General features: G+C 39.1%; 19 protein-coding genes and 1 pseudogene. 11 read left to right on the top strand and 9 right to left on the bottom strand.

Features of this window, described 5'->3' with window-relative positions:
• Nucleotides 1-3: 3 nt before the first annotated feature.
• From P3L40_RS20480 to P3L40_RS20465, 4 genes are all read right to left on the bottom strand, one after another.
• Nucleotides 4-2313, bottom strand: coding sequence for a TerB N-terminal domain-containing protein (locus tag P3L40_RS20480; protein ID WP_154637198.1), 2310 nt, complete (start codon nt 2311-2313; stop codon nt 4-6).
• 457 nt (nt 2314-2770) lie between these two features.
• Nucleotides 2771-3049, bottom strand: a complete 279-nt coding sequence (locus tag P3L40_RS20475) for a hypothetical protein (protein WP_316927998.1) — start codon at nt 3047-3049, stop codon at nt 2771-2773.
• A 346-nt stretch (nt 3050-3395) separates the two neighbouring features.
• The gene (locus P3L40_RS20470; protein ID WP_066749988.1) at nt 3396-3605 is read right to left on the bottom strand and encodes a helix-turn-helix transcriptional regulator; all 210 of its coding nucleotides are present in this window, start codon (nt 3603-3605) and stop codon (nt 3396-3398) included.
• Between the two features lie 105 nt (nt 3606-3710).
• Nucleotides 3711-4298: an inovirus Gp2 family protein gene (locus P3L40_RS20465; protein WP_154637196.1), complete on the bottom strand. Its 588-nt coding sequence runs from the start codon at nt 4296-4298 to the stop codon at nt 3711-3713.
• A 489-nt stretch (nt 4299-4787) separates the two neighbouring features.
• On the opposite strand from P3L40_RS20465, the gene P3L40_RS20460 reads away from it, so the two are divergent.
• The 11 genes from P3L40_RS20460 (at nt 4788) to P3L40_RS20410 (ending at nt 12819) form a co-directional block, all read left to right on the top strand.
• Complete coding sequence (locus P3L40_RS20460; RefSeq protein WP_154637195.1) at nt 4788-5555, top strand: hypothetical protein; 768 nt, start codon at nt 4788-4790, stop codon at nt 5553-5555.
• Between the two features lie 52 nt (nt 5556-5607).
• Nucleotides 5608-6471: a GTPase family protein gene (locus P3L40_RS20455; RefSeq protein ID WP_154637194.1), complete on the top strand. Its 864-nt coding sequence runs from the start codon at nt 5608-5610 to the stop codon at nt 6469-6471.
• Between the two features lie 91 nt (nt 6472-6562).
• Nucleotides 6563-6988, top strand: coding sequence for an antirestriction protein (locus tag P3L40_RS20450; protein WP_154637193.1), 426 nt, complete (start codon nt 6563-6565; stop codon nt 6986-6988).
• Between the two features lie 13 nt (nt 6989-7001).
• A complete protein-coding gene (locus P3L40_RS20445) occupies nt 7002-7838 on the top strand; it encodes a DUF932 domain-containing protein (RefSeq protein WP_154637192.1) in 837 nt (278 codons plus the stop codon).
• Between the two features lie 211 nt (nt 7839-8049).
• Nucleotides 8050-8757 carry a helix-turn-helix transcriptional regulator gene (locus P3L40_RS20440; protein ID WP_210853025.1) on the top strand — a complete coding sequence of 236 codons (708 nt, stop codon included), beginning with the start codon at nt 8050-8052 and terminating at the stop codon, nt 8755-8757.
• 177 nt (nt 8758-8934) lie between these two features.
• Nucleotides 8935-9408 carry a hypothetical protein gene (locus P3L40_RS20435; protein WP_154637181.1) on the top strand — a complete coding sequence of 158 codons (474 nt, stop codon included), beginning with the start codon at nt 8935-8937 and terminating at the stop codon, nt 9406-9408.
• 150 nt (nt 9409-9558) lie between these two features.
• Nucleotides 9559-10047, top strand: coding sequence for a hypothetical protein (locus P3L40_RS20430; protein ID WP_154637182.1), 489 nt, complete (start codon nt 9559-9561; stop codon nt 10045-10047).
• A gap of 64 nt (nt 10048-10111) precedes the next feature.
• Nucleotides 10112-10561 carry an IrmA family protein gene (locus P3L40_RS20425; protein WP_154637183.1) on the top strand — a complete coding sequence of 150 codons (450 nt, stop codon included), beginning with the start codon at nt 10112-10114 and terminating at the stop codon, nt 10559-10561.
• 86 nt (nt 10562-10647) lie between these two features.
• Complete coding sequence (locus P3L40_RS20420; protein WP_210815400.1) at nt 10648-11610, top strand: hypothetical protein; 963 nt, start codon at nt 10648-10650, stop codon at nt 11608-11610.
• A 398-nt stretch (nt 11611-12008) separates the two neighbouring features.
• The gene (locus tag P3L40_RS20415; RefSeq protein ID WP_247605825.1) at nt 12009-12191 is read left to right on the top strand and encodes a hypothetical protein; all 183 of its coding nucleotides are present in this window, start codon (nt 12009-12011) and stop codon (nt 12189-12191) included.
• A 148-nt stretch (nt 12192-12339) separates the two neighbouring features.
• Nucleotides 12340-12819: an Hcp family type VI secretion system effector gene (locus P3L40_RS20410; protein WP_210853026.1), complete on the top strand. Its 480-nt coding sequence runs from the start codon at nt 12340-12342 to the stop codon at nt 12817-12819.
• A 25-nt stretch (nt 12820-12844) separates the two neighbouring features.
• Here the strand turns inward: P3L40_RS20410 and P3L40_RS20405 are convergent, their stop codons facing one another.
• The 5 genes and pseudogenes from P3L40_RS20405 to P3L40_RS20385 form a co-directional block, all read right to left on the bottom strand.
• Nucleotides 12845-13246 (bottom strand): DUF1240 domain-containing protein, encoded by a 402-nt coding sequence (locus tag P3L40_RS20405; protein ID WP_094961538.1) that lies wholly within the window; start codon nt 13244-13246, stop codon nt 12845-12847.
• Nucleotides 13239-14120 carry a hypothetical protein gene (locus tag P3L40_RS20400; protein WP_094961539.1) on the bottom strand — a complete coding sequence of 294 codons (882 nt, stop codon included), beginning with the start codon at nt 14118-14120 and terminating at the stop codon, nt 13239-13241. Before P3L40_RS20400 ends, P3L40_RS20405 begins: the two co-directional genes overlap by 8 nt.
• A 419-nt stretch (nt 14121-14539) precedes the next feature.
• Nucleotides 14540-14674, bottom strand: a pseudogene (locus tag P3L40_RS20395) (nuclease); the annotation flags it as partial.
• A 10-nt stretch (nt 14675-14684) separates the two neighbouring features.
• Nucleotides 14685-16463 (bottom strand): restriction endonuclease subunit S, encoded by a 1779-nt coding sequence (locus tag P3L40_RS20390; RefSeq protein WP_210853027.1) that lies wholly within the window; start codon nt 16461-16463, stop codon nt 14685-14687.
• Complete coding sequence (locus tag P3L40_RS20385; protein ID WP_094961541.1) at nt 16463-17935, bottom strand: N-6 DNA methylase; 1473 nt, start codon at nt 17933-17935, stop codon at nt 16463-16465. Before P3L40_RS20385 ends, P3L40_RS20390 begins: the two co-directional genes overlap by 1 nt.
• Nucleotides 17936-17945: the final 10 nt, after the last annotated feature.

Below are 17945 nucleotides of genomic sequence, written 5' to 3'. Positions count from 1 at the left end.
AAATTATCCTTTGAGTTCTTGTGCAATTTCTAAGTCGACGTAAATGCCATCATCGTCTTCATCAAGAAGAGGTGCATCAACCTGTTCGAAAGACCAATCATTAATAGCTTCGATTGCACCGATTAACATCAAATTAAGTTGCTGACATAGTTCAGCGACTTCATTTCTTTCCCAGCGATTTTTCTCTAACAAAAGTTGATAGAGTTGATGGTGTGTTTCATCAAGAGTAACTGTTGAATTTGATGGAATATCTTTTGGTCGCTCTTCTGTGGCACTATCTTCTTCAAAAATTGTGCTCAGCAACTGATGAACATTTGCTGTATCGGATTCATGACGGGCAAGAGCGTGTTCATCAAGTGAGAAAATATTATTTCTTTCCAATACTGTTTGTGTTCTGTGCTCTGAAGTTTTTCCTGTCATTGACAGATGATGGAGATCGTTAGTAACAGCTTTGCTGTCTAAGCCAAGGCTGGAGTAGATTTTTTCTAGTTGCTTAATTTCAGCTAAGTCAATTTTTCCATCAGCGCAAGCGACCCTAAGAATTACATTACCAATAGTAGATTTTTCTTTATCGTTCAGTTGTTCAATTTTATTTTTCAAGCCAGCCATATTGGCAGGTGTATTGAGTAACCATCTTAGGTAGGCATGTAGCGAGCGTTTTTCAGTTGGTGACAAGGTGCCATTATGATCAATCGTTTTTTCCAGTACAATCTGTTCAGTAATGTCTACATCTTGGTCCATTTGCGCAATCATTGCACCCAATCGAAGTGCTACAGACACTGACAAAAACTCTGTAGAGGGCGTGAAGAATTCACCATGACCCTCTAAAAATAAAACGATATTTCCGTCAGGCTCAGGTTTTACATGGTGATAACGTGTATCTGGTGCAACGCCGTAACCTGTGCGTTGAATAAAATTTTGTATCAATTCGGCTTCTTTTTTATTGATCTTATCTGGGGCAGGAATATCAAGTATTGCCCAAAAGCTAGCAACTTTTACTAATCCTGCATTTTCACTAATTTGTTCATCAGCCCAGCGTTTAAACTTCGTAAACGTATGTTCTGCATCTTCGTTTAGGACTTCATCAGGGAGAAGCATTATGGCGGCAATATCACTTCTTGACGCTTCTTTCTTGCCGAGATAGCGGCTATAAGCATCCAAAGAATCGGTACAAGATTCTGCAATTTGTATTAATTTCTGTACCGGAGCTCTTAATACGCTAGGGTCAGGTAGATTAAGATGCTCAATGTTAATTCCACGTAGTGTACTGCTTGCTGGATAATAATTTAACTCCAAACGGGTCTTGTTTGGCTTGATGATAAGGCCATTGTTGAATTTATCTGCATAACGTTGTTTAAATAGAGCCGTAAATTCATTAACACAACGTCTTGCTGGAGTTCGTAGAGCATATTCGGCGTAATATTTTACCCAAGCCAAAGCCAGATCGACTGGCAATGGTTCCCCTTGTTCCACTACTGTAGCTAGGCGGAATCGGAACAAAAGTGAACTCCCTGATGCAAAGTAATCGCTCTCATTTTCAATTTTGATAACATCAGGTCGAAGAAGTAACATGGTTTCTATTAATTGAGTAGAATACCGATAGAAGGAGTTGTTTAATTTAAATATCGACCTTAAACGTGAAACTTCTCCAAATAATGATTTGAATTCATCGGCAGGTATTGCTTTCTGTGCTCCATCTACCAGTATGCGACGTTCAAGACCATAGAAATAGATAAAAACATAACCAATAGGGCAGCTTGCATCATTTCTATCGCTTGCTAACCAGCTAAGATAAGCCCCTCGAGAAGGTGGAGATAGTGTTGAAAAGCTAGGCCAGTATCCCAGTGATTCATCCTGATGATGTACCGAAGCATGTTGGATTGATAAAGCACTGTTAACTAGAGATGCATCGGAATTGTCGTTATAACGATAGTGATGCTCTCCTGATGAACCCGCTTTTAACTGTCCACCGAAATAAAAATAACCACCATTAATGACGATATTTTCAATTGTTACGCTTTCATCTGGTTTTATCCATCGTGCGGGTGTTGTATGGCGTTGGGATAAATTTTTTTGTGGTTGTTCTTGCCTAGCGTGAAAATCAACTACTTGCTCGTTAATGAAAGTAAAAGTTGCTAGTTCATCTTCGTCAGGTGCCCGAGAGTGTATATTTGATAAGTTGTTAGTTGATTTACCAGAAGATACTTTGTTAATTGGTTTTTTGTTATTCACCTTAGGAGCCACCGGTTTTTTCTTTTTGAAAAATAATGACCAAATAACGAACAGCGCAAAAATAAATATCCAGAAACTCATTTTCAATATCCTTAGCTGATAATGATGCTTTTCATTGCGCTTTATGAATAGTAAAGGCGGTAAGCATAATACGGCGAAACAAAGCATAAAATCATACCGTGTCAGTGAGGGAGCACAAGTATAAAAATTCACAATCTTGATTTGTGTCTCTCCGACAACATGGATAGATATTTAGATTATGTGTTCAATCATTTTTTTTCACATTTTTCTTTTGAATGTGAGTGCCATTATTTAAGATCTATCCTGCTTTGCCATTCTAAAATAGATATGAACGATATTTTTTAATTCTTTCTGAATATAGGATTGTTTTTCGTGTACTTAGGTAACGCTGTTTTTAGTGTCTATTTTCCTAAAATTAAAGCCCTAATAATTTGTTTTAAATGTTTTTATTCCTAGTGAAGCTTTAGATTCATTGACGGACTAAGTTACTGTGGGGATATTCTAGACGTTTTCTTTATCAACCAAACAACACATAATCATCCATTATCCTCGTCAGTCCCCAGTTCTCCATTTGCCTGCCAATTATCCGTTTTACCAACTGTTCTTCAGTTTTCATCTTCAGGGTATTCAGCCCATCATCTAAAGGAAAACCTAACATCAAATCATACCAGCACAACCACATCAGTTTGGGGCCTAGCTCAGAGTTATTGTACTGGTTAAACAGACCAATAAGTTTGTTGGCAAATAAACATTGTCCAATCCTCACGTACTCGTTGAGAAAGATACTCTCCAGCATCGGGGGGGATCTTAGCAGGGGGTTATCGGTGATTAAGCTGACATCCATTTCATCTTGGACAGATAATAATTCAGGAAGCATTTTAGTAAGTATCAAGCGGTACAGTTATACCGGAACAACAGCGAGTGTGTTGTCGGTGTCATGAAAGCATATATCAGCTGCCATACACTGGCGGTTATTTTCGTTAGGGATGTCTCCTTCACCGATAAATGGCGATTTTGGTAAAGCCAGCTAGCTCTAGTCGTAGTGTAGCTATACCTCATGAGAGTCATGATACTTTTTTATTGTTGAATTTTCGGTGTGATTTAAAAGCTGATGCGATTGATACGGAAGGCGGGGAGATGGGTTAAGCTCTGGATTCGGCAATACGTGCCTGTAGCCAATTTTCAACCTCGCTCTTTAACCAACGAGAACTACGCCCCAGTTTTATCGGCTTTGGAAACTCCCCATCTTGTATCAACTTATAAAACCATTTATCAGTTAGTCCAGTTAAACGGGTTATAAATTTCATATCAACGAATTGATCATCTAATAAGGGAATAGCTTGAGTGCTCATTATTGAACTCCTGTCTTTAAAGTTAAAAGGCAGAAGGGATATCGATAAGTGTTTAGGGATATCTCTCTTCCAAAAGATATCCCCCTCATGTTTTTTATTGGTAGATTAACGGCTACATCCAAATGAACGCTCACCATCACCATAATATTTTGTATGTTCTTTGGCTAAGTAACGACAGCGCTGGTTTAATTCGAATATCGTACTTTCATTGTTGGCATTATTGTTATCTAGCCAAGTAACAGCGTTATCTGGGATATGAACTAAATAACGCTCCGTAGAGTAGTTAACACCAATTGCACTACACCATGCTTGTTGTACTAATGCATAAAGCGTTCCTTCCGCTCTAGTGTAATCACCTAAACTCCAATAGACGTCCTTATTGACTAGCAGCAATAAGTGATAGTGCTTTCTGCGATTGATTTCACCAAACTCTCTCACCCAAACATAAGATAAGGGGCATGAATAATTACGAGCCCATACTTTATTTTTGCGTTTTAGGTCTGCGCCTATTTTGGCTTTTAGGGATTCAATAAAACGAGTTATGACTGTTGAATCCTCATGGTAACAAGTTGTCGATGACGGGAAGCGTAAATCTACGCGAATAGCTGTGACACGATTATTGGTGAGGAGTGATTTACGGACTGTTCGGTCTATCTGACGAAGATAGTCCTCATTGTAGGTATAACTAGACATGATTTATTCCTTAAGGTTTTTTAAGTCATATCTAGTTCGATGGATGTAAAAAATAGATAAGTTAGTCAAGATTGTTTGAGTGATCTTTAGGTCTATAAAATGCCATTCTTACTCTATTAAATATATAACTATACCAGCACCGTTTTTACACACAGAAGTCCTGCTTGTCAGAGACTCAGTGACTCATCTCATTAAAAAGTACTCTGATATTAATTTTCTAACGCGAAATGGATAACAGCGTCACTTTCACAATATTAGAATTATTTTTTTAGTATGCTTATCAATAAAAACAGCACTATTGTATTAGTATAAGCCTAATAATCTATGTATAACCCTTTAAAATTAAGGAATGAAAGAACATGAATATCACGATTAAATCATGAATAAAAATGTGTTTTAATTAGCTATTTATTGGTGGTTTTAATAGTTTTTTATTACCGTATTATAAAATAATAATCATATTTTAATTGATGAAAAAATGAGGCTTTCATGACGATGAATTATTCATATATAGAGAATGAAATTTATGGTTATATGAGAAAGAATAAAGTTTTTTGTTACCTCATATGGCGTGTGTTGAGCAACAGCAAAGACGCTAATTTTTATATGTTCAAAATACGAAACTACTTAACAGATCTCACAGTTAAGGACGACTTTAGTAGTGTTATAAAAACAGTAACGAACGGTTTTTTTGATAAGAAATTTATTTTTGCACCGAAGAGTCATGAAGGGCGATATGTAGAATCTATTGAATATATTAACTTTGTTGTAGCTAGGCTTAATGCTTTTCAATACTCAGATTATGTTACTGATATATATAGTATGCTTGACTACTTAAGAAATGACGTAATTAAGAAAACCTGCCATTACAAGTACTTTGATTGGTTAAAACCATCCGATATAAAAATGTGCAAGTGGGCCTATAACTATCTGGTCAAAAGTAAAGCATTGACTAAAACCGAATATCAGGATAGTGAAGAGCTTTATCTTTACATTGTGACTGGTTTTTATTTATGGCAATCACCCCAAGATGAAAAAGATAAGCGCTATAAAAAATTACTTCTAGCTCGAAATGAGCGAAAACACAGAACAACTACTAAATCAAAAGGTTCGGTAAGGCCAAAAAAAACACCGAAAGATATTCAACTTTCAGCAGAGGCAAGAACTAAATTGACAGAGTTAGCCCTTAACTATGGTGTACCCGCGTCGGAGTGGTTAAATAGCTTCATTATTGATGAATATGAAAAAATGAAATAAATTTCAAATATATATCATCTATGCGAACTTAACATATATTAAGGTTGCAACGATGAATAAACTCGAAAATCATTTTCTTTTCCTCCCTAAAGGGGTTAAGGATATGTTTTTATCCCATTTGAATAAACTTATCAATTACTCCCCCACCATAGGCTTAATGGGTAAAACAGGGGCTGGAAAATCCAGTCTGATTAATGCTCTGTTCCAATCCCGTCTATCGTCTGTGAGTAATGTTTCAGGTTGTACGCGCCAAGCCCAACGCTACAGTATGACGATGAACAACCATACACTCACCTTTGTTGATTTACCCGGCCTGGGGGAAAGCATAGAACGAGATAAAGAGTACCACCAGCTATATCGTAACTTATTACCAGAACTGGATTTAATTATCTGGGTACTCAAAGCCGATGATAGGGCATGGTCTTCTGATGAACAGTGTTATCGCTTTCTCACTGAGCAATGTGGTTATCAACCAAACCGCTTTCTATTTGTGCTGAATCAAGCTGACAAGATAGAACCCTGTCGCCAGTGGAATGAACTGTCTCACCAGCCATCCTTAGAGCAAGCAGCTAACTTAGAATTGAAGCAACAAGCCGTGATAACAGCATTTAAGCCGAATCACCCTGTGATGGTTGTATCTGCAATCGAAAACTATCAACTGACTGTATTAGCAGAGCAATTAATACAGGCGTTACCGGTGCAAGCCAGTAGCGGGGTAGCTAGACAACTGAGCAGCACTTACCGGACGCAATCCGTAGAGAACTCTGCACGTAATGATTTTGGGCAATGCGTCAGTGATATCGTCGATACGCTGATAGACATCCTTCCCCTACCTGTCTTGATAAAAAGCACGATTGGTACAGTCAAAAACAGCATCGTTTCCGTCGCTAAGTCCCTGTGGAGCGTATTCTTTTAGCTTCTTAAATTAACGCAACATTAATGACATCTAGCGCCACTCCTTAACGGGATTGGCGCTTTTTTATTTCTTTTTAATGGAGTATCAACTAATGAATCATTCAACTGAATCTGCTATCACAATGGAATTAGTCCCTGATGAGCAACGCCTAGATTTTTGGTTCAACCATTTTGGTGCAGTAAAAGGCTGGGCTACCTTTGAAGTGGTGATCTTCACCACGATGGGTCAATTCTGCGACGAATATCATGGCGGTTACTGGGAGTACGGCGTGCTCAGTAATGGCGGTGCCTTTATATTCCCCGATATCAACGCAGACACCTTAACCCTATTCAACATGCACAACGGCAATGAAGCCACTGTGAGTCAAGAAGCGGCAGGGATTGTGGTGTGTCTGATCCTGTACAGCATCTGGTCGTTCCAAACGGAAAGCGAAGTGATGTGCGACCGTTTTTATCAATTGCGTGACTACGCTTCACAACATCCCGAATCCGCTGCCATTTTCCGCTTAATTGATTAATCAGGAGTCTATCATGAGTTTATTAGCTTCGCGTTTTGGCTCTGCTAACAGTATTCGTCGTGAGCGTCCACTCACTATCGAAGAGTTATTCCGTACTGTACCGAGTGTGTTTTCTGAAGAAAAGCACGATTCTCGCAGTGAACGCTATACCTACATTCCGACCATTACCTTGTTAGATAGCCTGCAAAAAGAAGGCTTCTATCCGTTCTTTGCCTGCCAGACTCGGGTACGGGATATCAGTCGTCGAGAGCACACCAAGCATATGTTACGGCTCAGACGACATGACCAAATCACGGGTATACAAGTCCCTGAAATTATTCTGCTTAATAGCCATGATGGCTCAAGCAGCTATCAGATGTTGCCGGGACTCTTTAGAGCCGTATGCTCCAACGGTTTGGTGTGCGGCGATGTATTAGGGGAAGTGAGAGTACTTCACAAAGGGGATGTGGTGGGGAAAGTAATTGAAGGGGCGTATGAGGTACTCGATACGTTTGAGCAAGTGGCTGAAAAACGCGAAAGTATGCAGTCGTTATTGTTACCCCCACCAGCCCAGCAAGCCTTTGCTGAAGCGGCTTTGACCTACCGCTTTGGTGAAGAGTTCCAGCCAGTCACACGAGAGCAAATTCTACAGCCTCGGCGCGTTGAAGATAAGAAAGAAGACCTTTGGACGGTATACCAACGTTTACAAGAAAACCTGATTAAAGGGGGATTATCAGGCAGAACCGCAAAAGGAAAACGTGCTCGTACTCGTTCAGTAAATGGGATTGATGGCGATATCAAACTCAATAAAGCCCTGTGGGTGATGGCGGATACTTTATTTAACCAACTCGCCCCTCGCCAGCCCAACTAATTTTCCCGCCCTGACAGGTTGTGTCGTTACGCCTTACTTTCTTATCGTTCAAATAAAAAGCATAACGTTATTTATCAATGAATTACTTATAGTGATTTTTCACTAAAAAGTCCAATGAGAATTTTTCCCAACAGACATAACCTGTCAATCCCCTAAGTTAAACTCCCTCACTTCTTAATTTCCTAACGCCTGTTATTGAGAGCAATACGTTATGTTTCAGACTAACCGAAAATATGACCGCATGGCTGTGCGACTCTCTGCGTTGATTGCCCGCTTAATGGCAGGAGAAAGCCTTGTGCTCTCATGTTTAGCCCAAGAGTTCAATGTTTCTGAACGCACGTTACAGCGCGATCTACGTGAACGCTTGGCTTATCTGGGGGTAGAAGGTCGGCAAGGTTGCTATCGCTTGCCCATCAATACACTAAAAGCTTATCGAGACAAAGATGTTCTTACCTTTGTGAAACAGATTGGGATGACTCGGTTGTTTCCGGGGCTAGATAGCCGCTTACTCGGGTTACTGTTAACCCAGCAGCCCCATGCGCCTTGTTTGATTTGGCATCATGCCCATAAGATTTCGGCTTTGCATGCCGGCCATTTCTATCAATTGGTGTATGCCATTACCAGTAAGCAATCCATTAGCTTACTCACGCCTGAGCGTCGTTTTAATCCACTACAACCTTATCAACTCATTTATCGTGAAGGCCAGTGGTATTTATTGGCGGAATACCACCAGCAAGTACATGTCTTGTTGTTAGAGGATATCCAGCAAGTTCAATCACTCAATACCCCCTTCACACCGAAACACGCAGTGATGCAACTGTCACAACAAAACAGTTTTATCGCAGCCTTACCGCATTTTCGATTGATATCACAAGTACTTACCTCTCTTCCATCACACAAAGAAAGGAACCGACCATGACGTTATTAACCCCACCAGCATCGCATCCCACACATTGCCCTCACTGTTCTTCTGAGCAAGACATCATTGCATGGGGTACGGGCTGGATATGTCGCGATTGCGGTCACGAATGGGCCATGCCCATTCAAAGTCACCATCACACTGTGAATTCATCATCACATAAGGAAGCTTAAAAATATGAACACCATTTCACACTTACAACGGGGTTTAGAACGCATCGCTATTGTTATCAGTATTTTGTTATGCCTTTGGATCACTGGCGTATTGTTAACACATTTCCAACTTATCGCTCTCATCATGAATCCGTATGGGATCACATTGATGTACTTCGTTTTATATCTCTTAGCTTTGGTTACCCCACAACTCTTGGCGCAATTAGGCTTATGGGTTTTGAGTGCTTTTAAGGGGATTGACTATAAAATCCATTTCAATCCCAAATTAATTGCCATTATCTCGTCCATCATTATCGGATTAGCCCTCTCTAGCCTACTGATCATCATGTCATCCGGTTGGCTATACGGTTTTACTGAAGGTATCGCCACCACGATATTACTGGTTGATTTGCTTATCGCCACTGGTATTGCCTTTTATCTTCATCGGCGAATTCGTCACTGGATTTTAGTGCGACTTAACCGTCAGTCATCACATTAAACATGATCAGCAATTTTTGTTGTGGATACCTTATTCACCATTCACCCGATAACCATCGAATACGCCATATCAGGGAAAACCAAGCACCCATTAGACGGTGTTCATCAAGCGTCAATCTGACGTTTCTATTTATGTTGATAGGAATTTATAATGAAAAGATATGTAGTTGTAACTGTATTGGCCTCACTGTGGTTGATGACATCATCCGCCTCTGCCACCAGCCGGCCCCCTAAAAATACCATTTGGGAATATAAAGGCGATGGCGGTAAAACCTTATGGCAAGTGTGTGGAAGCCAAAATAGTACTTGTAGGATTGTTGGTTCAACCAAGCACTATGTTGCTATATTGAATCATAAATCTGCGTCAGGTTGCGCATTTGGTGATTTTTATATCGTGGCAAGAACTGACGGAAACTGGCAACAACGTGATACAGGCACTTGTAGCCCTAATGCTTATGTCCAAAAAGGATACATTAATAACGGGCAATATTCGTCAGTTGACATTGGTGTCAGCGGTACTATCGTCAAACGCTATCCGATAGGTTATTGGAACCAGCAAAAAGAATTATCAGGCAAGAATCGACCGCGCTGGAAAGAAAAAGATCGTACTAAAGGTGGATTCCAAACCAACCAACAATAAATAACATTCTCGCTACCGTTACTTGCGGTAGCGAGGACTATACAAGATAACAAAAGGTAACGGAATGAATAAGATAAAAAGTATATTTGCGATGAGTTTATTAGCAGTCAGTGCATTTAGTTTGGCTGAAGAACAACAGCGTTATGCGAGCATCACACATACCAGCTCAAATTTTATTAACCAAGGTTACTGTGGTTACTCATTTACCCTCGATAATGGTGGTAGCCATATGGTTCTAGACCATGCGGAGTTTGGTGCGCTTGAACTAACGCTGCGAATGAAAGATGGAAAAGGAAAAGTATTAGGGGATACGATACTGGAAGTGGAACCTTTTGGCGATTCTAGCGCTACTCGTGCCACGTTTACTGGATTAGAAATTCCTTGCGAGGACGTCGCTGAGTTTGAAGTCGTTAAAGCGGTGGAAGATCAGAATGGGCGTAAGGTTGAGTTACCGCTATCGATCTTTCAGGCTAATAATCCAGAGTTGGCTAAGGTTTCGGTAGCAGGAAAGTGATATGTTAGTAATGTTGATGGTTTCGTCAGCATTACTCTCAAACTATAAGGTTTATTAATTTAACATATTGAAGATGAAAGGATCACATGAAAATATTTAAAGAAATAAAAGAAAATATTTATCTAATTGTATTTTTATTATTATTGACCTTTAATTTTCTTATCGTTAATTTTAGCTTCCCACTTAAATACGAAATTGTTATTCTTTCTTTTTTTATAATAATTATACTTTTCTGTGTCCTGTGTTTTAAAATGGGATATTCATTTCTAAGGTTTTTAGTTATAGATGAAGATGAAATAGAAATTGATTACTCTAAGTTCTTAACGTTACTTTCTTGTTTTTCATTTTTATTACTATCGGTACTTATTAATTTGAATGAAGTGGGAATTGCTAGATATGTTCTTCTCGTATTTATCATTTTAGTGTTGTTTAATGGTGTTTTTTTCTTTTATGATCTTGAAAGAAAGGGGAATAAATTTATTTCGAGATTTTGGTTTTTTCTTTTATCAGTAATATCTATAGTATATTTTGTTGTAAGCGCTATAGCAGCTAGTTTTTTCATGAAAATAAGTAATATGGATATAACTAATTCACCATTTCTTGAGTTAATATGGACATTCTCATCCATGGTATTTATTTTCTTTTTAGTTCTTCAGCCGCTTTTGTATATATTCTTTTTGAAAATGGCTGGTAAATTGAAGGGAATTCGCTTCATGACTACAGTACTTCTTTTGGCTGCTGCTACCATCGTATTATCATTAGTTTTACGGTGGATTCCAAATTTCATGGTGCTAGCTCTAGATATTTCTACTGATTATGAGTGGAGAGTCTCAGCACATTGCGGTCAATTGGAAATTTCAGAACCTCAAGAAAGATACTTTGGCTTCCATGTTGATAAATACACCGTATATTTTTCTGATAGAGATGGAAAGTGGGGCTTTGAAGAGTTGAGATGCATCAAGGATGAACTTGGTGATGATAGATATATAAGATTACCTATAGATGGGAGCTCCATGCCTAAGTGGTTTAATGATTCCGAGAAAGAGTAAAGTAAAATACTTTACTTAAATAAGGTCTCTTACAGGGTATAATGCAATAATACCATGTTAAAGTTAGTGATGTTGGTCTGCTTACTAGAATCACAATTACCTGAATTGGATAACCATCAGAAAAAGTAAGAATTTCATCTGTTGGTACATGCGTTGGTATAAATAATTTTATACTTTTATATTTTAATTTAGATCATGAGGTTAAGTATTATGTATGAGTCCGGCCTTCGCACTATCTTGACGTATGCTAACGTCTCAAATCATCCATAAAATAAAAAATATCTAAAAAAAATTAATGACAACTTTATCCAGTGGCATCTTATAACGTCTCTTGTGTCCATCCCCAAAAAGGGCCAAATAAGGGGCACTTCAATTCGATTGTTATAGGTGCCCCATCAATGCCACTCAACGTTAAGCAAATAGAGGTTTTAAAGCCCAAACGCATGGCGATAGCGGAGAGCTTTATCTTAGGCTGTTTAATCGCGGTAGATGAGCCTTTAGAGCTAGATTTTATGGCTTTCCCTGCCTCCAGCAACGCGTACAGCCACAAAATGCCTCTGTTCTTAGATAACCCTGCCTGACATATGCCAAGCCCTACAAAGGGCTGTAGGTTTTCACTCTTACCATTCTTGATTCAGCCTTTAAACGTGAATTAAATTGGTGTACTTAACCTAAATTCAGGTAATATGAACAATGAATAGTTAAAGGCCAACGATTACAGGAGAGAGTATGGCATATCCGACGTATTTAGTGTTAAAAGGTAAAAGCCAAGGTTTGATTTCGGCAGGGTGCTCATCTCAGGATTCAATCGGTAATCGCTATCAGATAGGCCATGAAGACGAAATTCAAGTAATAGGCCTAAATAGCGGTTCTTTTCGCGAGCAGAATGCTTCATATAAACCCGTCGTATTTACTAAGCCGATTGATAAATCATCTCCTTTACTTTCGGTGGCTTTGGATAGTAACGAAGTGCTAGAAGCAAAATTTATGTTTTACCGAACAAGTCAAGCTGGTCAACTTGAAAGATATTATGAAATCAAACTTACTGGTGTTTCCTTGATTGAGATTTCCGACATATTTCCTGATTCAATAAAAGATAATGAATCCATGCCATATCAACGGGTTCAAATGAAATACGAATCTATATCAAGAAGTCATTTAATGGCGAACACATCAAGCTACAGTATTAATAGTGAGATGGTTAAGTAGTTTTTAGTATCAAAAGAGATGAATATTACTTACACATCTCTTTTGATATAACGTATTCATTTGGCGCGAAAATAGATGGCTTGTAGCAGGTGTAGTAGCCTTTCGATGCTAAATCAATGCTGACATAGGCGGAAAAGAAAAAGCTAAATATGATACCCACTACCCCGATTCCGGCAAACAAACTGGCTAATTTATTATTCATTTTTTGTGGTTTTTTTGTATATCCACATGTAAAAGATAGGTATGAAAAATAAATAATAAAAGGTGCTGCAAAACAAAGTAGACCAGTTTGAAATGAAAATAAAATTCTATCTTTCATCATGAAATAATTTTTATAATAAATGATAGAGTTATAGAAACAAAATAAAGCTAAAAATAAAAGAAACGCTGCAATTAAATACAATTTAAATGGGTTTATTTTAACCACGACTGAACCTCCCCCACTGTGAGAAAAATTGGTCTGGGTGATAAGGTGTTTCAGGTTTTCTTGGCCTGTGAGTTTTTAAGGCTTTAATAATACTCTCACTAATTTGGAATTCATCATCTAATTTATACAGAGCATAAGCGATTGCTGCTCCTAGTAAAAATATCCCCACGGATATGACAATAACGCTTCCTCCTGTAATTAATCCTGCGGTTGTTAAACCTCCTACAATGGCAGTACTTATCTGTGTGCTAATAGCTAATTTTGCCATATCCATGGTGATGTTCACAAAAAAATCCACTAGTGAATATTCACTTTTGAATATTAATTCTACTACTCTGTAAGCTGCTGAAAAAACGATTGCGAATCGAGTTGCACCAACGGATATGTTATTCATACCTTGGGTTCCTACACCCATGTATAGAATGCGAGGATTGTTGATTAAATACCGAGTCCCATTTAAGTAAGCTCTAACTCCAGCATGCCCAGATAGGCGAATATAAACATTACCGTTTGGGCCAACATATTCAGTTGCTTGGATATTAATATTTCTAAATTCATTGATAATTCTAGTAACACGATGAGCCTCATAGATATTTGATGAGTAATTAGAAATAAAATCACCAATACCAAATAAAGCCTCTTTAGGGTCTTTGAAAGGCGTCGGGGTGGACATATTCTTTAAAATATAATCTGCTTCTTCAATTGTAGCTACTGCAGCAACATTATCATCGTCTTTTTCATTGTTAAGAATACCTTTAATCTTTATTAGATTAGCTTGATAATAAAGCTCATCATAGTTAGGTACCTCTTCGAAGCTAAATTTCGCGTCCGCATCAATGAGTGTTTTTGATACGGGATCATATTTATACGCCATGTTAATTCCCTTTCTAAAATTTAGCTTAGGTTAAGTTTATGAGAAGTGTTGATAGTATTCAATGAAAATATAAATGAGATTATGGATCCTAATAGATAACCCAGTCTGACACATGAAAAGCCCTGATTACACTACTGAGGTGATAGGGCTATAATCTATGATATTCAATAGGTTGCCTTCATTTTTCATTGGCTTATTGCAGAGGGATAGTTAATTTGATCGCCAAATCAGGGACGATATTAGGGAAATGTGAATTCCCCTAGTTTCCCCATAAACTAACAAAAGCTAAATTGTCTAAATCCTTTTCACCTAAGATTTACTCTTCTTCACCCTCTTGTAATTAAGCCACTTTGTTTGAGTTGAATAGAAAGCTCTACAAGAGGCTGTCTTAAATCAACTTCTAATTTTGACGTGTTCTAAATTATCCATTGGTCAGAGAGAATGGCTGGGTCGTTTAAAATCATTTTTTCCAGTAGTTGTTCGCTGGCAAGTTTGCTAGTCGTTAGCGGTTGGGGATTATCACCCACACGCCAGATAGCATGATTAATCGACATCGTTTGTTCCTTAGTTTAATGCTGCGTCGGTGAGTGCATCCGCTAGATGGAGCTGGGTTTGTTGCGCGGATTGTAGATGTGATTTCAAAGTGTCACAAATAATTGAAAGATCATTGAGTTTAGCTACAATTTTTTCTTTTTCTGTTTTAGGAGGAATTGCAATTAAACAACCTCTTAATTGAGTTTTATTGATTGAGGCAAGATTAGTCGTTTGTTTACTAGAGCCTGAAAAATATTCTCTAGCAAATGGCCCGTTTAAAAAATTTGAAAGCCAAGTAACACTTTGTTCCTGCAATAAAGTACGAGCTTTAAATACATGATTTTGATGTGCCATGTAGGGAATGTTATTTCCAATCCAAATTGCTGTACGACCAACTTTATCCCAATCTCCACCCTCAGTAATCAATAAATCATTGTTGCATACTTTGTATTTTTCCAATTCTTCAATTGGAATTTCAGTTTTTTTTATAATCCCAAGATCAATATATCCACGTTGGACGTTTACAACACTCAGATATGGAACTGAGGTTAATGTTCGACCATGCAGTTTACGGCCTTTAGTAATGCCACTTTGTATATCAACGATATCATCGAAACGACACCACTCCCACCCCTGCGGTAGCTCAAAAGGTTTTTCTTCATCACTAATCGGCGGCAATGGCTTCTGTTTTTTAATTTTTCCTTGTTTCACCAGTCGCGCTTTTTCTTGTTCAATACGTTTTAGCAGTTCAGATGCAGGTTCGTCATTAGGATCCTGAGGTACCAGCTTACCCATAACAGCCAGTTGCAGAATGGTTTGCTTTAGCGCATCTATGCTAGCTTCAGTGGTAAATAGCGTGTCGAAATGCTGATTGATTCGTGACCAGTTTTCAGCGAGTTCTTTTTCGTTTTGGCTATCAGTAAGCGTCGCTAACAGGGTTTCAACTAGTTGCTGATGCGCTTCTAGACTCGTTAGTGATTGTTGTTCCAGTTGATCGCAGAGGGACATTAGTTCCGAGAATGTTTCTACTATTCTTGCTTGTTCAGTCTTTGGTGGAAACGGTATAGGGTAGTTCTCAAAGAAACTTCGTGGTACACGTTTTTGACCCGCTGAACCAGTCATTTGTAATTCACCAATAGTTAAATAATGAGGTGCTTTTATATTAAGTAGAATATATTGAAGATTTAGTTCAGAACTTAATGGGCGAGCAACATGTAATTCTGTTGTACCCACACCCACTCCATTTTTTAAGCCCTCAAAAATGACAGCCTTACTATTTTCAAAGCAAGGTGTTATTTTAGCCAAAGCGATATCTCCGTCCGCAAAATGCGTATAGCCTTTCTTTACTTCTCCCCATTTCTTTATTTCTTGGTCATGTGTACCATCAAATCGTGTAGAAATACAAGGCATTGGGACAAAAGAGATTTCTTGCTCATCATTTGTTACTTCTATTTTGGGGTTAATTAATGCAATCTCATTTAATGAAGTCCACTCCCACCCCTCCGGCAACTCAAACGGTTTTTCATCTTCACTAATTTCTGGCAGCGGCTTCTGTTTTTTAATTTTACCTTGCTTCACCAGTTCCGCTTTCTCAGCTGCAATGCGCTTTAGCAGCTCTGAGGCGGGTTCATCATTTGGGTCTTGCGGTACTAATTTACCACGTACTGCCAGCTCTAGGATCAGCTCACGCAGTTTCTTAATACCATAAAGATCAATTTTACCGCTGCTGCCACGTCCTGCGGTGGAGCGAGTTTGCAGCGCAGAAGACCAAATATCGATATGGTCGGTAATCAGTTTCTCAACGGTCATCAGTTTGTTTCCTTATTGCCAGTCAATGCAGCACCGAGAATATCGCGTAACTGATGACGCAGTTTACTGATTTCAGCTTGTTGTGCTTGGTACTGCGCCAGTAATTCGTTGGGATCGTGGCTGATCGTTTCACCTTGATACGGATTTTTGATATCGAGGTTAAAATTACGGGCAATGATTTCATCAATGCTGACTTTCCACGCTTGATTGTTTTCTTCACGGCTTGCAAAGCCATCGGCTTCATTGCCCCACCAGTCGATTTCTGTTTGGAATTCTTCAAACTTCATCGGTTTGGTTTTGCTATAGTTTTTAACTCCCTCAGGGTAGGGGTGTTCGTAGAACCAGATTTCTTTGGTTGGCTGGCCTTTGGTGAAGAAGAGAATATTGGTTTTGATTCCGGTATATGGGTTAAATACACCATTTGGCAAACGAACAATGGTGTGTAAGTTGCACTCTTCGGTCAGCAGTTTTTTGATTTTGGTTTTGACGCCTTCACCAAACAGTGTGCCATCTGGCAGAACTACGGCTGCACGGCCTTTATCGGACAGCACTTCAATGATCAATTGCAGGAATAGGTCGGCGGTTTCGCGGGTCTGCATTTCTGCTGGGAAGTTTTTCTCGATCCCATCTTCTTCAGTGCCGCCAAATGGCGGGTTGGTAATAATGACGTCGAATTGCTCATCCCAAGCGGATAGAGGCTTGTTTAATGTATTGTCATGACGAATTTGTACCGGAATTTCAATACCATGCAGTAGCATATTCGTGGTGCACAGCAAATGTGGGAGCTGTTTTTTTTCAACACCAAAGATCTGCTGTTGTAGCGTTTTATGATCTTCAGTTGTCTTAACATAATGCTCTTTCACATGGTCGAACGCACAGGCAAGGAAGCCGCCAGTACCACACGCTGGGTCCATAATCGATTCACCCAATCTCGGGTCAATACGGTTGACCATAAAGCGAGTGACCGCACGTGGAGTATAGAACTCACCTGCGTTACCTGCGCTTTGTAAGTCGCGTAGAATTTGTTCATAGATATCACCGAATAAGTGGCGTTCGGTGCTGTTGCTGAAGTCGATTTCATTCAGCTTATTGATGACTTGGCGTAAGAGCGTACCATTTTTCATGTAGTTATAGGCATCGCTAAACGCTTGTTTCACCACAAAGCCCCGAGGGTTTTTATCGATAGGCGCGGTCAGGTTTTTTAAAGCAGGGAATAAATCGTCATTAACGAATTCGAGCAGTTCATCCCCTGTGATTCCCTCGCTGTTTGCCGCCCAAGTACGCCACAAGTAACGCGAGTTAATAGGGAGTTGGTAGTCGTCTTGCTCGAGTTCAAGCTCTTCTTCCTGAGTATCAAATATTTTCAGAAATAATAGCCAAGACAGTTGCCCAAGGCGTTGAGCATCACCGTCTACACCTGCATCTTTGCGCATGATGTCTTGTAAGGATTTAATGACTGAGCTAATCGACATGTTTGTATTC

Origin of the sequence: Providencia sp. PROV040 (genome assembly GCF_032706145.1) — a bacterium.
In the GTDB taxonomy this organism is placed as follows: Bacteria; Pseudomonadota; Gammaproteobacteria; order Enterobacterales; family Enterobacteriaceae; genus Providencia; species Providencia hangzhouensis.
Note: the sequence above shows the minus strand (reverse complement) of the source record. Positions and strands in the feature narration are given on the sequence as shown.